Annotated in this window: 10 protein-coding genes and 1 pseudogene; 8 read left to right on the forward strand and 3 right to left on the reverse strand. The window is 65.0% G+C overall.

Annotation, left to right across the window (positions count from 1 at the left end; all coding sequences use genetic code 11):
* The coding region (locus J2X26_RS11095; protein ID WP_368671705.1) for a membrane dipeptidase at positions 1–1,722 on the reverse strand (1,722 nt) is incomplete at its 3' end.
* A 2,481-nt stretch (positions 1,723–4,203) separates the two neighbouring features.
* Between J2X26_RS11095 and J2X26_RS11100 the strand changes: the two genes are divergently transcribed.
* From J2X26_RS11100 to J2X26_RS11130, 8 genes and pseudogenes are all read left to right on the forward strand, one after another.
* Complete coding sequence (locus tag J2X26_RS11100) at positions 4,204–4,626, forward strand: hypothetical protein (RefSeq protein WP_307492266.1); 423 nt, start codon at positions 4,204–4,206, stop codon at positions 4,624–4,626.
* Between the two features lie 234 nt (positions 4,627–4,860).
* Positions 4,861–5,703: a hypothetical protein gene (locus J2X26_RS11105; RefSeq protein ID WP_307492268.1), complete on the forward strand. Its 843-nt coding sequence runs from the start codon at positions 4,861–4,863 to the stop codon at positions 5,701–5,703.
* Positions 5,704–5,742: 39 nt separating this feature from the next.
* A pseudogene (locus J2X26_RS21685) lies at positions 5,743–5,910 on the forward strand (J domain-containing protein); the annotation flags it as partial.
* Between the two features lie 501 nt (positions 5,911–6,411).
* Positions 6,412–6,684 (forward strand): hypothetical protein, encoded by a 273-nt coding sequence (locus tag J2X26_RS11110; protein ID WP_307492270.1) that lies wholly within the window; start codon positions 6,412–6,414, stop codon positions 6,682–6,684.
* A gap of 327 nt (positions 6,685–7,011) precedes the next feature.
* Positions 7,012–7,389 (forward strand): hypothetical protein, encoded by a 378-nt coding sequence (locus J2X26_RS11115; protein ID WP_307492271.1) that lies wholly within the window; start codon positions 7,012–7,014, stop codon positions 7,387–7,389.
* Positions 7,390–8,593: 1,204 nt separating this feature from the next.
* Positions 8,594–8,953: a hypothetical protein gene (locus tag J2X26_RS11120; RefSeq protein WP_307492272.1), complete on the forward strand. Its 360-nt coding sequence runs from the start codon at positions 8,594–8,596 to the stop codon at positions 8,951–8,953.
* Between the two features lie 685 nt (positions 8,954–9,638).
* Positions 9,639–11,039, forward strand: coding sequence for a hypothetical protein (locus J2X26_RS11125; RefSeq protein WP_307492274.1), 1,401 nt, complete (start codon positions 9,639–9,641; stop codon positions 11,037–11,039).
* A gap of 290 nt (positions 11,040–11,329) precedes the next feature.
* Complete coding sequence (locus J2X26_RS11130) at positions 11,330–12,109, forward strand: alpha/beta fold hydrolase (protein ID WP_307492276.1); 780 nt, start codon at positions 11,330–11,332, stop codon at positions 12,107–12,109.
* Between the two features lie 459 nt (positions 12,110–12,568).
* On the opposite strand, the gene J2X26_RS11135 is transcribed toward J2X26_RS11130, so the two are convergent.
* Complete coding sequence (locus J2X26_RS11135) at positions 12,569–13,387, reverse strand: nucleotidyl transferase AbiEii/AbiGii toxin family protein (RefSeq protein ID WP_307492277.1); 819 nt, start codon at positions 13,385–13,387, stop codon at positions 12,569–12,571.
* Positions 13,350–14,405 carry a type IV toxin-antitoxin system AbiEi family antitoxin gene (locus J2X26_RS11140; RefSeq protein WP_307492278.1) on the reverse strand — a complete coding sequence of 352 codons (1,056 nt, stop codon included), beginning with the start codon at positions 14,403–14,405 and terminating at the stop codon, positions 13,350–13,352. The genes J2X26_RS11135 and J2X26_RS11140 overlap by 38 nt, the downstream gene beginning before the upstream one ends.
* Between the last annotated feature and the right edge of the window lie 168 nt (positions 14,406–14,573).

The following is a 14,573-nucleotide window of genomic DNA, read 5'->3' on the forward strand; positions in this document are numbered from 1 at the left end:
CTGGTAGACAAGCCGATACCTGGTGTTCGCGGACTTGAGTTCGCCTCCGGGTGTGAGGACGTCGCCTGGGCGCATCGTGTCCCCGGTCGGGGCCGGCCCGGTAGGCACGCCTGTGTTGGACGACCAGGTGGGCACGTCATCGCGGCTGTAGATAACGATGTTGCCGTCGTCCTGGACCACGAGTCGACTCTCAGGCTGTGCCCGAGCGTCGCCGGGGCGTACCCAAGTCGGGGCCGAGGGGCGGACGACAATCAAGCTCCCACCCGGCCGAATGGCGACTGCACCGACTGCACCGGTCGTACCGGCGTCCCAAACTGCCCTTGTTCCTCGGTAAAGAACGACGTTTCCGTCCAACTGATACGCTAGACGATACTGAGAATTCTGGGACAGGATCTCTTCTCCAGGATGGAGGACATCGCCCGGGTTCAGCGCGTCGCCAGTCGGCCGCGGGCCTTCGGGTATTGCCTTGTTTCGATCGCATTTCTCCCAGAGAGCAATGTAGCCCTCCGCGGAGGACAGAAGCGGCTCCATGTCTGCCGCCGTGAGACCCATGGTCATGAATTCATTCACCAGGTCCGGCAGCATCCCGACGTGCGCAAGTCCGTCAAAGGCGATGTCGAACTCCTTCATACCGATGGTGCTCTTTTGTAATGTTCGCCCTGTCGCGGCGGCCTCGAACGGATATCTCAGCGCCGCCCCGAGGGATTCCTGCCCGCGCCCGTCACGCGTCGGCGGTTCGGCTTCTGATCCAAAGCGTGGTCGTGGGAGACCGGCAAAGCCGTTAAAGTCGGTCCCAAGTCCGACTGGATGGCCCGCCATTTTGCTGGCCGCGTAGAGATATGCCTGCACAAGCGTGTTGGTGGAGGCGCCGGACGTGTGCCGAATGGTCGTTGGCGAACCTTCCCATGTCGCGATCTCGTGAATATCGCCCTGGCGCACGATGACGGAGACCATGCCGCCGAGATCGCGAATCTGATCCAGTTCGTCTGGCAGAAGGTTTCCTTCGTGTCGCTTGTCTCCGTTGGCGATCTCTACGAATCCCGTATGACCAGACGATACCGGGTAGTCGGAATCGCGACAGATCGCAAATGTGTCCTCGCGAGACCGCGCAGACATGTGATCGACTTCGATCACGATGCCCCTGACGATGCACTCTCGAACGAGTACCTTGCCGAGTTCGGTTAAGCCGCGAACATTGCGCTTCCCGCCGCGGTAAGCATATCCCCATTTCCTTCCGTCTTCCACGTCCAACGGGTACGGCGCGAGCACCGGGTTGCCGAGGAGTCGGTCTTCACGCGTGCTCTGAAGTACCTTGTCAAACGACGCGCCCCCGAATCCATTGTCCGCGAAATGGATTGGAAAGATGTGCCGCACGCCAAGGTCATAGTACCTATCAAGTTCGGCACGGAGTCTCATTGGCGATAGATCCTCCTCGCCATGGGCACCAAAAAGATAATCGACCTCGATTCCCAGAACGACCGCGAGCTTTCCGGCCTCGGCCACGCGACGGGCCTCGGCCGGTGTCGTGACGATGCGGTACCAACCCAGCCCCGGTCCGCCCGCCTTGGTATCGACATATTGTTCCATTGCACGCGCGCCGCTGAGCTGGAGGTCTACAGCCTCCATGTCATCAGCGGTTCGCCCTGGCGCCTTATGGGCCAGGGCGCTAAGCGGTTCGTTGTTGACCGCAAGCATTACCATCAATCGAAGGCCGCCGTCCACGGCCCTGAGTAGCCAATCTTCGAAGACGGCTTGATGAGTAGTGCTGTCCCAGCGCGGCCAGCCGTCGAACTGCGGAAAGCCGCCAACAAGATGCCCAAATGCACCGGGGAACGGAAGTCCAAGGCTAAACGTTCGTATCCAGTTTCCGAGGAAGTCCGCAGTGCCCCCTGGTCCATGTGCGGGTGTGCAGTGCGCAAGTTCCTCGCTGGGATCACCATATGCATTTCCCCAGAATAACCGCCCGCCGAATGCGTATTGCGCGAACTGGTGGCAGTGAACGTCTGCAAATCCGCGAATCATAGTTCGCCTCGGATCGGATTTGGAGCTCGAGCATGGTGAGAGTTGGGAATCGGCTCGGGCAGCGCGCTGCTGGCGGAGACTTCGACGGCGAAGAAACACTGCACTTCCCTGGCGGGACAACCGTCTCGGACCGCTGCGTCCTTGAACCGATGTTTGAGTTCTGCATTTGCGACGATACCGCTACGCGCCCGTCTTCGAAAGACCGGCGCGTACTGCCTCCCGGCCCAGCGTCTTCGCTTCGGGCCGTCTCCATCATCGTGTTGTCCACGCTCGAGGCGACCCGACCCACTGACCCGACCAGGCCGGCGGCGCGCAACCATTGCCTGAAGATCCAGGGCGTGTGCTGGCTGCTGTGGCGGCGCGCGGGGACCACGCAGTCATTCCCAGGCTGTGGGGTTGAGCGGTGGAAGGCCTGCTCGCCTTCAAGGGCTGGCTAGCTGGGAGAATCATTGATTTGGTGCCTGAGCGCGAACGGCACACCGTGGGGTTTGGCGCACAGGGGATGTCATGCCACCGAGACAGCGCACCGGAACGACGCGTGCCGCAGGTCGAAGGGCAGCGCCAGCACGGGCGCGGGGGCTTCAGGGACCCCCGTTGCCGGTGGGCGATCCCGGGCCCATCCTCGAGCCCGACTTCGTGAATGAGCCACTACCTGACCGGGGGGCAACTGGGCGAGAAAGGCCGTGGGCGGCGAGACGATGATGTCGACGTCGGGACCGGATTGGGGATGGGTCCCGCTGCATGACCACGACGACGAGTACGGCGGCTTCCTGACTGGGATGAGCGGCACGATCGTTCAGGCCCCGGAAGTGTCTCCGGAAGACATGCCCTTCACGCCCCCGTTCGGCAATGCGATTGCGCACGCGAGGAGCAGCCATCGACGACGAGCCCACAGCGCCGGTCCGACCCCAGCGCCGGCAGCGACGACTGAGACCGGCTCGCGCTGTCCGTGTCTCGGATCTCGGCGCGCACGCGCCGCCTCGGCGCCGGCCCCCGGACCGCCGTCGTCCGGTCCGCCGTCGTCAAGTTCGACATCACGCATCCCCTTGCCGCGCGACATGCTTCGGACACTACGCCGGCCCGGACTCGAAAGACCCAGTCGTCGGCCCGGACGGTCTCTGAGCGGGACCAGTGTCGACCCGTTGCCGAGCATCACCACCATGGAGCGAACGTCCCGGGGGATCGTGGCCATCTGGGCTGCCTGAGCTCATACGAGCATTTGCCGCACGCACAGACCGTTCGAGGCGGTCTCCGGGGGCGCGTGAACCGTCACCGGTCGCACGCTTGGCCGGCGCCGTCCGTTGTCATCCTGGTCAGGTCGGCGGATGGATCCCAGCGCCGTGGCGACGGCCGCTCGCGGCTCCAGCGCCGCGGCGGACGTGTGTTTGACCATGTCAACGGATTTCGCCTCGAATCGGGTCGTCACGACGGATCCGCGAACGCGGACGTGCAGATCAGGCGTCCGCGGTCATCGGCCGCGACTGGCCGATCGCATTCCGCAACCTCACGAACTACATCGCCAGATCGCTGCTCGAGACCGGAGGCTTGAGGCCGCAACTACACCCTCGATCGTGAAGAGCCCCAAAACCTCCACCCGTGCGCATTGGCAAAGTGACACCGAGAGCCGCAGCAGGTAGGCGCCGTCCTGCCGAGGAACGCGCCGTCGATAGGCAGGTGCACCCAGCCGGCGTCGCCGAGGTCCGTTCGGGAAATGGCGGCACCGAGCTCGACGTCCGCAAGCCTGGAGCCGGTGACCGTTGGGAACCTGGCGACCGTCATGTACATCGCATGCTCCGCCGCTGCGACGTGCATTTCGGTAGCTCCCTGCTCAGGCGCGGCCCCGCGCAGTGTGGCGTTGCAGTGGCGCTCGACGTGCGCCCGGCGACCCACAGCGACCATCGCGGACCTCCTTGTTCTGCAGAAGTGTCAGTTGGAGGTGGCCGCGTCAGTGCCCCGATAGAGTGGTCAGCAGATGGCCGTGGGCGTCGGTACTTCTTATGAACCACGTGCTTACGCATCTCGAAGGCCGCCTAAAACGCGGGACAGTTCTGTCGTTGTGAACCTAGTGACCGTTCCCGTGCGCCGCGCCGTCATCCGAATGGCCGCAGGTCGCACGTTTTCATCCTTGGCCGGTGCCGTCGGAGGGCGCGAATCTGCGACCAATCCGACACGGAGGTCGCTATGCCCGCGAACGCCCGATCCATCGAACTCATACGGCAACAGGAGCAGGGAGTCACCGTCTACGACGGAGGGCCGAGCCGCAACAGGCAGCTCGACAAGGAAATGTTCGCCTTGCTCGAGACTCGGTTGGGCGGCACAGCTCAAGTCCGCATGTATGCCCGCATGCGCGGTGCATCGTTCTCATTCCTGGAAGCGGACTGGGTCGCCTCGTCCGTCGGCGTCCACTACGTGCACTACAACGCTGGCGCCGCGCGGCTCTGGGCCTGGACGAAGCTCAGCACGATCGAGCCGCGTCGCAATGCAGCGCGCCTACACTTCCCGTCAGGCCGCGTCCTCGATCTCGGGATGAATCGGTACGCCGCGCACTCCCTGGCCGAGATCGCCGCGCGGACGATCCCAGCGGTCAATCGAAATGATGACTGACGCGAAAGCGGACCGGACGATCCCAGCGGTCAATCGAAATGATGACTGACGCGAAAGCGGACCGAGGCGGCCAAGGAAACTCACTCCCGTGCAGCCTCGGCTCTGCGAGCCGTGATGGCAATCGATGACTTCGTCGTCAGGAGCTCCCGTTCGCGCGTGATCCAACGGTGTGCGTCTAGAGTTCACTCGAATCGGGCATATCGGGCACCACTTCGGTGCGGGTAGGTTCCGGTCATGTTGGGAACAATCCTGGGACTGTTTTGGGCGGCCAGTTTCGTCTCGGGTGCAGCGAGCGGGGCCTTCGACGAGCGTGCCGCAGGTCAGGTCATCGGTGCTGGCCTGGTCTGTGCGCTGATCGCTGTGATCGTCGGTCAGGTATTCCGGAACACCGCAGGTATCGCACTGATGTTCGCGTTGGGTGGCGCGCTGATCGGGGCGGTCGTTGAGCTCGTCCGGGGTCACGCTTCGATGGCCGGGGCGTTGGTGCTCATTGCTGTGATCTTCTGGGTGGCGCAGACGATCCTGGCGATACCGCGCCGCCGGCGCGACGTCCTGGCGTTCCGGCACCCGCAGTTCGTCGCCCCCCTTCCGCCAGAGCCGCGTCCCGCGTTGCCGGAGGATCCTGAACGCAAGAAGCGCGAACACGAGGAGTGGGTACGTCATCGGGCCGCGACGAACAATGACGCGCACGCGTGGCCGCAGGTCTGGTTCATGGACGGTGAACCGGTGCGTGACCCGTCGACGCTCGTCGAGGGGGAGGTGTACGCGCTCGGGTACGACATGGGCATCTACCGAGGCGTCTTCCACGGCCGTCGGTTCGAGGGGTGGCGGGGCATTGACGACGAGCCCGAGGTGCGCGACTGGTACGCCTTCGAGACCTCAGGATCGGAAGAACCAGCGGCCAGCATCCTGCAGACAGGCCTGCGTCTGCCCGCCGAGAGCTTCATCGAGGAAGAGCCGCGCGTCGTCCAGATATCGGTCTCCCAGGACGAGGCGATGCAGGCATTCAATGCGTTGCGCGCCGAGACGATCCGGATGGCTGCCGGACGAGCGCTGTATGGCGGCTGGACGTACTAGCCGGTAGCCACGGTCGGCGAGGTCGGGGAAGGTCTGGGCATGGACGCACAGGAGGCTGCGGCGGTCCTCGGCGTGCCAATGAACGCCTCCCAAGCGGAAGTGAAGGCGGCCTTCCGACGTCGGGCGCGGCTGTACCACCCGGACCGGGCGGCCGTCGGTGAGCGAGCCGAGGCCGAACGTGCCATGACCCGACTCAACGAGGCTGTCGCCGTAATGACCCGGCGCGTCGGTGCGCACACCCCTCCTGCAACACCCGCCGCCCGGTCGGCGCAACCATCTCGGCCATCGCCGGTGCCCCGCTCGACTTCACCAAGCGACTCCCGGTACGACCCGTTCCCGGCCGGAGTCCAAGACCAGTCGCAGGTGACTGGGTATGCCCCGTGCGAGTTCTGCGGACGGCCGGGCGCACCCGTCCAGTTCAACCGGGTCACGGGAGTCGTCCTGTGGTGGACGTGGCACACGCTGCGAGTGAACCTATGCCGGTTCTGCGGGGAATCGGCCTACCACGAGATGCAAGCCAGGACGATGGTTGCCGGCTGGTGGGGGTTGATCGCGCCGTTCGCGGCCCTGGTCGCTCTGGTGAGCAACCGGTCCCACCTAGCGCAGATTCGCCGACTCCCTGTCGTCTTGGATGGGCCGCTGCCAATGTTTGCGCCCCGGTGGACCCGGCGCCCCGCGTCGTGGCTCGCGCCCGCGGTTGGGGTGGCCGTGATCGTGATCGTGGCTGCGTCGCTCGGGTCAGGCACGGGCGGGACCGAAAACACGCCGACAGACTACGCACCTCAAGCGAATCCGACGCTGGAGTCGTGCTGGAAGGACGTGCCGGGTCAACCGGACCAGGTCGAAAACGTCTCGTGCGACGACCCGAACGCACAATACGTGAGCATCGGGAAAGGATCGGCGGACGGCACGTGCCCGTCCGCTGATGCGCTGTTCTCGGTCAAGCTGGACATCGGCTGGGTGTGCGTCGGGAACCAGTGACCATTCCCGGCGAATCTGATCCGGCGTTGTTCCCCCTGAGCATGCGGTGATGCGGCTCAGCCTCTTCCGTCGCGGCCCTGCATGATGCGTGGGTGCGTCCCACGCCTCAGGTGAATCCGTGGCGGTTCAGTCCGGCGAGAGTCCCCCTGCGCCGTTCAGAGCAGCGCCGCCTTGACCGCGCCCGCAGCGCCTTCGTCCGAGGCGCCATTGGCGGCGCCAACGACGTACGCCCTCCGACGTTCGGCCGAAGAGGTCGACCAGGGTCTTCATCCTTGGCTGGCGCGGCAGAAGCGCGCAGTCTGCAGCAAACGCGACAAGGAGGTCGTGATGCCGATCAAAGCCCGATCTATCGAGATTCTCCGAGATCTGGACCAGGGAATCGTCATCTACGACGGCGGGCCGAGCCGCAACAAGCAGCTCGAACAGAACATGTTGGCGGACCTCGAGGTGCAGCTTGGTGGAACGGCGCGCGTCCGCGCGTACGCACGCACCCGCTGTGCCCCGCTCGCGTTCTTGGAAGCGGACTGGATCGCGTCGTCCATGGGTGTTCACCACGTCCACTACAACGTCGGTGCCGGAGGGTATTGGCCTTGGCTGACGATCACCATGGTCGAGACTCGCCGAAAGGCCGCGCGCCTGCATTTCCATTCGCGTCAGGTGCTCGATCTCGGGATGAACCGGTATGCCGCGCTCGCGCTGGCATAGATCGCCGTCCGGGCGATCCTGGGCGCCCCCGACCCCGACGCGCACCCGGTGGGATGACCCTTGGCCGGTTTGCAGCCTGCTGCGTAGAGGCGTAGGCGCGCGTCGCGCTCGTCGGCTGGAACTCCACGGTTGGCGTACCAGCGGCCGAGTTCGTCGCCGACGCTTGCTGCCCACGAGGCGGCGCCGGCTGGAACGTTGACGTCATGCTGGTAGAGGCCCATCCAGTCGAGCAGTACCTCTGTGTCGGTCTCCGCAACGATCGCCCCGTCGAAGATCACTATGTCCCATCGGCACTGCTGGTCCGGCGCGGCAGTTATCGGGGCTGGGAGCGCATGCAGGTACCCGCCAGCTGGTGTCCGGCAGGTGCGGGGTAGAACATGGCGATGCCGGTGAAGGAATTGGCCGTGCTGACTCAGTTGGCAGGTACACCGGGTGCTCGATCGCCGGCCACCGCCACCACCGGATACGTCACCGACGCGCGATCGAGTTCGCCGACCGCGATACCGACAGCGTCGACGGGCGCACTCTTCGAGCAAGTTTGTCTCTGGGCAGGCGGAAGTTTAGTGGCGCCGGGCCAGGGCCCGGGCGATCGCTCACTCGGGCCGAACTGTGCAACCGAACTCTCAGCGCCAAGCAAGTGCGCGCAAGTCATTGCCGCCGCTCCTAGGTCAGAGGAGGCTGGGTGTGTCCACCGCTTGCTGGGAGTTCGCGGCCGTTGGAGGGGTGATGGCCAGGGCGCGCTACGTCCCCGAAATCGGGATTCCGCAAGCCCCAGCCATCGACGACCCGGGGGCGAATCACCACATCGCCGTAAACGTCACTGACCGTGACGGCAGGGCGGTTGACCTTCAGGAAGGCTCTCTCGACCGCATCCGTCGCCTCATTGGCGACGCTATAACCTCTCGGCCGGCTGACCGGGCGCTGCGGCGTTGGGCCGGCACGGTCCGGCATGGGAGTCCGCCGGTGGGTCGGGCCGCGGAGTTCACAGACGAGGAGACGGGGTCGACGGCCCGTCTCGGGCCGGCGTCTGCCTTCGCCCTCGACAGCCGCCGAACGGGACCTACAACCGGGCCGGACATCGGCGCGATCGCGAGCGAAGGCGGCCAGCCGGACTTGTGCATCTGCGCATGGTTCGCCACCCCCTGGGGCAAGCGCCCATCTCCACCCCACGGTTTCGTGCCCTGCCTGGAGGGGGTGGACTGTCGTGGCAACCAGCGAGGACCTCAAGGCGCTGAACCTGGAGATCGGAAAGCGTGAGGAGGAGGGCGACCGCGACTGGTTCGAGAAGATCCTGGCGCCGGTCTTCGCGATGCGTCGAGCCGGGGGCGCCCTCGTCGACAGGGGGGACTTTCTCGACGGCGTGAAGCGAAGCGGCGTCCGCGTAACCGAGGACATTGACATTGAGCAGGCGGAGGTGACGGCGGTGGCCAGGTGCGTCGTTTCCATGCGGCAGCCCGACGGGACGTGGGAAAGATTCTTCAACACGCGGCTGTTCACGCGCGCGGACGCCAGCGCCGAGTGGCAGCTGATCGGGTGGGCGAACGAACCGGTGAGCCCCGCGTGACCGGTGCGCTGGCTGTGTCGGCAAGCTGGGCCGGTGAAGTGGTGGTCCCGGTCGTTATCGCGGTGTTCGCCAGCCACCACCGGCGCGGCTTATCGCCGGGTCGCGTCCCGATAACGAACCCAACGGGGACGGGGAGGCAGGTTAGTTCGACATGCGTGACCGACGGGCACTGGCCAGGGAGCGCTCCAGCATCACGAGGGTCGCACCCGGTAGGGCGCCACCGCGCCAACGCCGCGGACAGCCATAGACGCTCATCCCTCTCGCTTCACGCCTGCACGCCTTCGGCGTAGTGTGGTTGTCGAAAGCGGGTCGTCCCATGTGGATTGTCATCATCGTTGCGAGCATCGTCTTGCTCTTCATCCTCGCGGTGCGGGTGATGAAACGCGGATCGCTCTGCGGCCCCAGGCTGCATGACGACGGTCCCCCGGAGATGTGGGGCGATCTACGGAGATGTGGCGCGATCTATGCGCGGACCTAGGAACTCGAGAGAGGCCGATCAGGCGCTGACCAACGGACCCTCCGTAGATCACGCGGAGTCTGTCCACCGTCGCTGCACCACCAATGCTCAGCGTTACGGACCGCTGACAGGTCGTGACTCAAGAGTGCCAATATTACCTGCAGAACGCAGGATTGGGGTCCTCCCGCCTTCTTCGCAGATTTGGACAGCCTAGACGGAGGCAATCCGATGGCCATATCCACCTGCACCGAGTATCGACAAGAATTGGTTGACCAAGACGCTGCTGCGAAAGCTGAGCGGGCCTTAATAGGGCAACAGCTTCAGGACTGCTTCGACTCACTCGACCAACTGTTTGATGGAAAATCGAGATTTCACGCCAGCGAAATAGCGCACATTGTGGAGCCTGACAATGGGTTCACCAAGGCCGAAAAATCTCTCCTGGTGAAAGCAAAGCTCTGTGCAGATGAGGCTCGAGCAAAGACGTCAGCGATCGATGCGAAGTACTCGACGTTGAGGGTTGCACTACAAAAAGAGGCGTTCGACAAGAAGGTCAATGTCGGATTAATGGCCATCTATTCTCCAGACCAGACCTCGGCGGCCGAAGCATGGATGTCCGCTCACGGACCGGGCCTCCTGGTGGGTATAGAAGTGCATGACGTCGAGGAGCTGCGCGCCGAGATCGAGACGGACCGGTGCGTGGGCGCCCTGGCACTGTTTGCAAGCTTCGATAACGGAGCGATCGCTGTTCAAGTCGACCAAGCGGATGTCGCCGACCTGGTCGCAAGTGTTCAGCAGACAGTGCAGATGAAAGTCAGCGACTACTTGTATGTAGACGGGCCGCTGCAGGGGGATCCACCCGCCGCGTTGGAGGATCTCAAGGAGCTGCTCGGAGCGGGAGTTCTCGACTTGGGCTGGACCTCCGTCGATTCCGGGCCGAATGTCTGTGAATTGCTGACCTCAGACGACCAGTTCACGAGCGACGACCTGCATGGCGCCGAGGAACGCACGGTTGAGGTGAAATCGCTGATATTGTACGACGATTTCGATCGGCGAGGCTTCGCCTACTGTGAGCGAAGCTTGCGTAGGCTATCCGACGATCCTTGCGTGAGCCACCCGGTTCACCTCCACAAAGACTTCGACTTCAAATATGTCACAGGCATGGAGACACAGACCGCAAACACCACTTCTCGACTGACACAAGTACAACTCAAAGAGAGCGCCAAGCTTGTCGTGTCTGCCAATTTCGGGGCGCCGGCCCTGGCCAGCATGGGCACCCAGGTTGAGCAAGCGGTAGAGAGGACAGAAGCACACCAGAAACTCTCCGAAGTCAGGTTGACTGTGACATACAAAGAGGCCTACGAGGAATCAGCCACTCTTCCGCTGCCTGACCACACGCCCCAGGGCTATCGAATTGATGTTCCGTGTGGTTTCAGGACTTTAATAATCGTTGACGGCGAGATCACTGTTCGCCAAAAGTGGCACTACGATCCTGTGGGTCGCGTTTGTGAACTGGATAACGAGTATGAGGTGCTACACGCCAGCTTGGATGCCGACATTAGTGTCGATCTCCAACACGGCTCTGACCAAGTGACCTCCAAACAAGTCCCGGGCTCGTTGCCCTGCCCATAGGTGCGGACCTGCCACCTCGCACGCGGCCGTGGTATGGCGCGTCGCGGGCTCAAGGTCGCAGCTGAGCGACTCTCGACCAGGTGGCGCGTGGCCAGAGACGCACGGCTTCGTGGAGCGCGGGTACTCCAGAGGAGGGTGCTGGCCGTCCACGTGGTCGGCGGGGAATTGGCGGATCGCGGTTGCGGGAAGACGGGGAGACGCGCGGGTCACCGCGGAGGCCTAGAAGGGAAGAGCGCCCAACGAGATCGTCGACCAATACGAACCCGGCCGGATATGGCGGGATGCGGCGAGTGGCTCTCGCGACGGGTGTCGAGTTGGCCGTCGAGGAGTTCGGTGACGGCGAACCGGTGTTGCTCCTGCACGCGTGGGGCGAGACGCATCGCGTCTTCGACCGCCTCGTGCCGCTGCTACCGAGCACCCTGCATCTCGTCGTGCCCGACCAGCGGGGCGCGGGGGAGAGCGACAAGCCGGCGGACGGATACGCGATGCAGGACGGCGTCTATGACGTGATCGCGCTGCTCGACGCGCTGGGCCTCGAAGCGTGCTGGTTGGTGGGGACCTCCAGTGGTGGATACCTCGCCCAGCAAGTCGCCGTGGATCATCCCGAGCGAGTGCGTGGCCTGGTGCTGGTCGGGGCACCAAGCAATCTGCAGCGGCCAATGCCCGTCACGTTCGCCGATCTGCTGGCGTCGTTCCACGATCCGGTGACCCGGGACGACATGGTCGCCCTCAACGGCGCGCTCCCGCTGCACACCCCGGTACCGGACACGTTCTTCCAGGACCAGGTGACTGCCGCGATGACCATCCCCACGGGCGTGTTGCGCGCGACGCTCGACGGCCTGTTGGCCGCCGCACCGCCGATCCAGCGAGGCCCGATCACCGTCTCAACGCTGATCCTGTGGGGAGCCAAGGATGACGTCCTTCCCGCCGGCCAGGCCCACGAGCTGGCGGCGGCGATCGAAGGGAGCCGTCTGGTGACGTACGAGGGCACCGGCCACCTCGTCCTGTGGGAACAGCCGGAGCGTGTCGCCCTCGACGTGACCGCATTCATCACGACGCCACCAGCCTGAGCGAGCACGCCGATGCTGCCCGCCTCCTCCCCGACCCGGGAGCCCGAGAGTCGGGGCGGCATCCCGGCGATGTCAGACACGGCCGCCTGAACGACGGCCGGCTGGACCGGGCCGGAACCGGATTCGGCCCGACTCGTCTGGGCCCCGGCGGGGTCGACGACGCCGGCTCCGTGTTTCGGCAGCGCCCACCCCCCGCTCTGCGCGGCCGGGATGGTCTGTGATGGGCGCTGGGATACCCGATCGTCGGCGGAGTCCATACCGGCGCGAGGTCCCGAAGGCCGTCGAGGTCAGGGTTGGCGGCGATGGGCTCGAACCGGCGGCGCAGTTCGTGCTCGTCGAAGTCCGTCACCACGGCAGCTACCGGCGTGTCGGCGACGAGTAGGAGTTCAAGCGCGGGCGCTCGCGAGTGCGCTGGATCTGGTCGAAGGTCGCCGTCGTGCGCGGGTCTCAATTCGCGACCTAACCCGTGTTGCCCCGCGTCGTTGGACCGCTGAGCCCGGCACGCAGCGCGCGGAGCATGGGTCCTTGAGCAACAACGGTCGTGGGCATGTCGGCGGCCAGTCTCGACAGGTTGTCGTCGTCCAACAGCGCTAGCACCTGCGGTGCCACCGAGCCGAGCAGCTGGAACATCTGCGAACCGAGCCGGTGCGATGCTGCGAGATCGGTATCGAAGTCGTAGGCCTCCAGGAGTGGGACACCTGTCGCGTAGAGGTCGTCGAGCAGCGCGCCGGTCGTGGCCCATCCCATGATCGTCTGCAGATCGACGGCGTCGCGCCGGGTCTCGAGTCGCCGGTCGGACCACGCCATGAGTTTCAGCGTCGTGAGCCCTGCGACAGACGGGACGCGCACTTCTGTCCTCCCGGGGAGAAGGGCCGTGAGGCTCGCGGCATACGCCTCGCGAAGGCCCAGCGTGTTCATTGCGCTCCCGTCGCCCCAGTCGATCACGCGCCCGCTGGTCTCGAGTTCGCCGAACGGGACGACGTCGACGTGCATTCCGGAGACGACGAACGTGTGCTGGCGGCGACCTACGCGTTCCAGGTCGCCTGTGAGTGACTCGAAGGCATGCCACGACGACACTGCGACCGCGATGTCGATATCCGCAGTAGCCCGGTTCGGGGGAGCGCCAGCGACAGCGACAGAGAGGATGTCGCGCGCAGTCGCGCCGATCGCCATCAGCGGGATGTCATGACTACGAGCTGTCTCCTGCAGCATGGCCAGGACCTGGCCGGCGACGGCGATCCTAGAGTCGGTCGAGCTCGACAAGTCGATCGTCGACACGTCGGATCCTCTCTGCATGCTCACGCTGTCGCGGGTCGCCCGACGACACGAGATCGGCGTAGATGAGCGGTGACGGAACGAGCGGACTCGTGTCGCCAGGGCGACGCCAGAAGCGCCGGCGCAGGTGGATCGAACCGGCGTCGTCATCTCGTCGCATCTTGTATCGCGCGACAAGCGAAGCCGGCACGCCGCTGAGGTAGAACGTCGCGGTCGTCGGATACAGGTGAGGGTCGATCCTGCTCGCGGCGCGCTCGCCACCCAGTTGCGCACCCTCGGCCTTGAGATCGACCTCGAGGTCGCCAAGTCGGTCGAGGGTGTCGAGGGTGAACGACGCGATCGGAAGTTTTCGCGCGAGCTTGATGGTGTAGGCCTCGGCCCATCGATCGAGAAGCTCGCCGGCGCGGTTCAGTGTCCGGCCGGCCGCGCCGTCGCGGAGGTACCCAGCGGCGCTGAGCTCGCGCATCACCGTATGGACCGTGCCGACGGCGACGTCGCTGACAGTCGCGATCTCGCGCATCGGTCTCGCCGCGAGCTCCGGCCAGCTGAGCAGTGCGAACACGATCATCGTGCCTGTGCGAGTGAAAGCTCGCGCGGCGGTCGCGTCGCGACTGTGAGGGGTCGTGGAGGTCCTGGGGCGGCGACCACGAACGTCCAGCAGCATGCCGTCCCATGCGAGCCTCATGTTGCCGGCTGCGTCTGCGTGGTCGACACCGCGAGCGGTCAGGACTTCTGCGACCGAGTCGGGGACGTGAGGCGCGATGAGGAGAAGCGGTCGGTCGGGCGGCAGAGCGATGGCCGTTGCGATACGGCGGTCCAAGGGACCCGTCTTCAGCACGGTCGGGTAATCGACCCGACCCCGTGCGCCTGCGTCGAGCGTCAGGTGAAGGTCTGCGCGCGGGGTGCCCGGCTCTGAGGGACCGGGCGTGGGCGTGACCATGACGCCGACGTCGAGGAGAGCCCGAGCGACGTCCTGGATCACGGTGTTCAGATCAACACCGTGTTCATCGAGAATGAACATAGGTCAATAATGAACACTGAGCACCCGCCGCGCAACCAGCAACTCGCCACCGACGCCACGGTCGAGTGTCGACCCTTGTCCATCGCAACGGCTACCTGAGTACCGTCGGGCTGCGAAGTGGGGTCGTCCGACTACGACGCACTGGCTGCCGGCGTCGCACCCGACGGA

Source organism: Cellulomonas humilata, assembly GCF_030814415.1.
Lineage (GTDB): Bacteria > Actinomycetota > Actinomycetes > Actinomycetales > Cellulomonadaceae > Cellulomonas > Cellulomonas humilata_A.

Excerpts from the sequence above, each read along its gene's own strand:
- J2X26_RS11100 (WP_307492266.1), top strand. The coding sequence starts at position 4,204 with ATGCCCGCGAACGCCCGATCCATCGAACTCATACGGCAACAGGAGCAG.
- J2X26_RS11105 (WP_307492268.1), top strand. The coding sequence starts at position 4,861 with ATGTTGGGAACAATCCTGGGACTGTTTTGGGCGGCCAGTTTCGTCTCG.
- J2X26_RS11115 (WP_307492271.1), top strand. The coding sequence starts at position 7,012 with ATGCCGATCAAAGCCCGATCTATCGAGATTCTCCGAGATCTGGACCAG.
- J2X26_RS11125 (WP_307492274.1), top strand. The coding sequence starts at position 9,639 with ATGGCCATATCCACCTGCACCGAGTATCGACAAGAATTGGTTGACCAA.
- J2X26_RS11140 (WP_307492278.1), bottom strand. The coding sequence starts at position 14,405 with ATGTTCATTCTCGATGAACACGGTGTTGATCTGAACACCGTGATCCAG.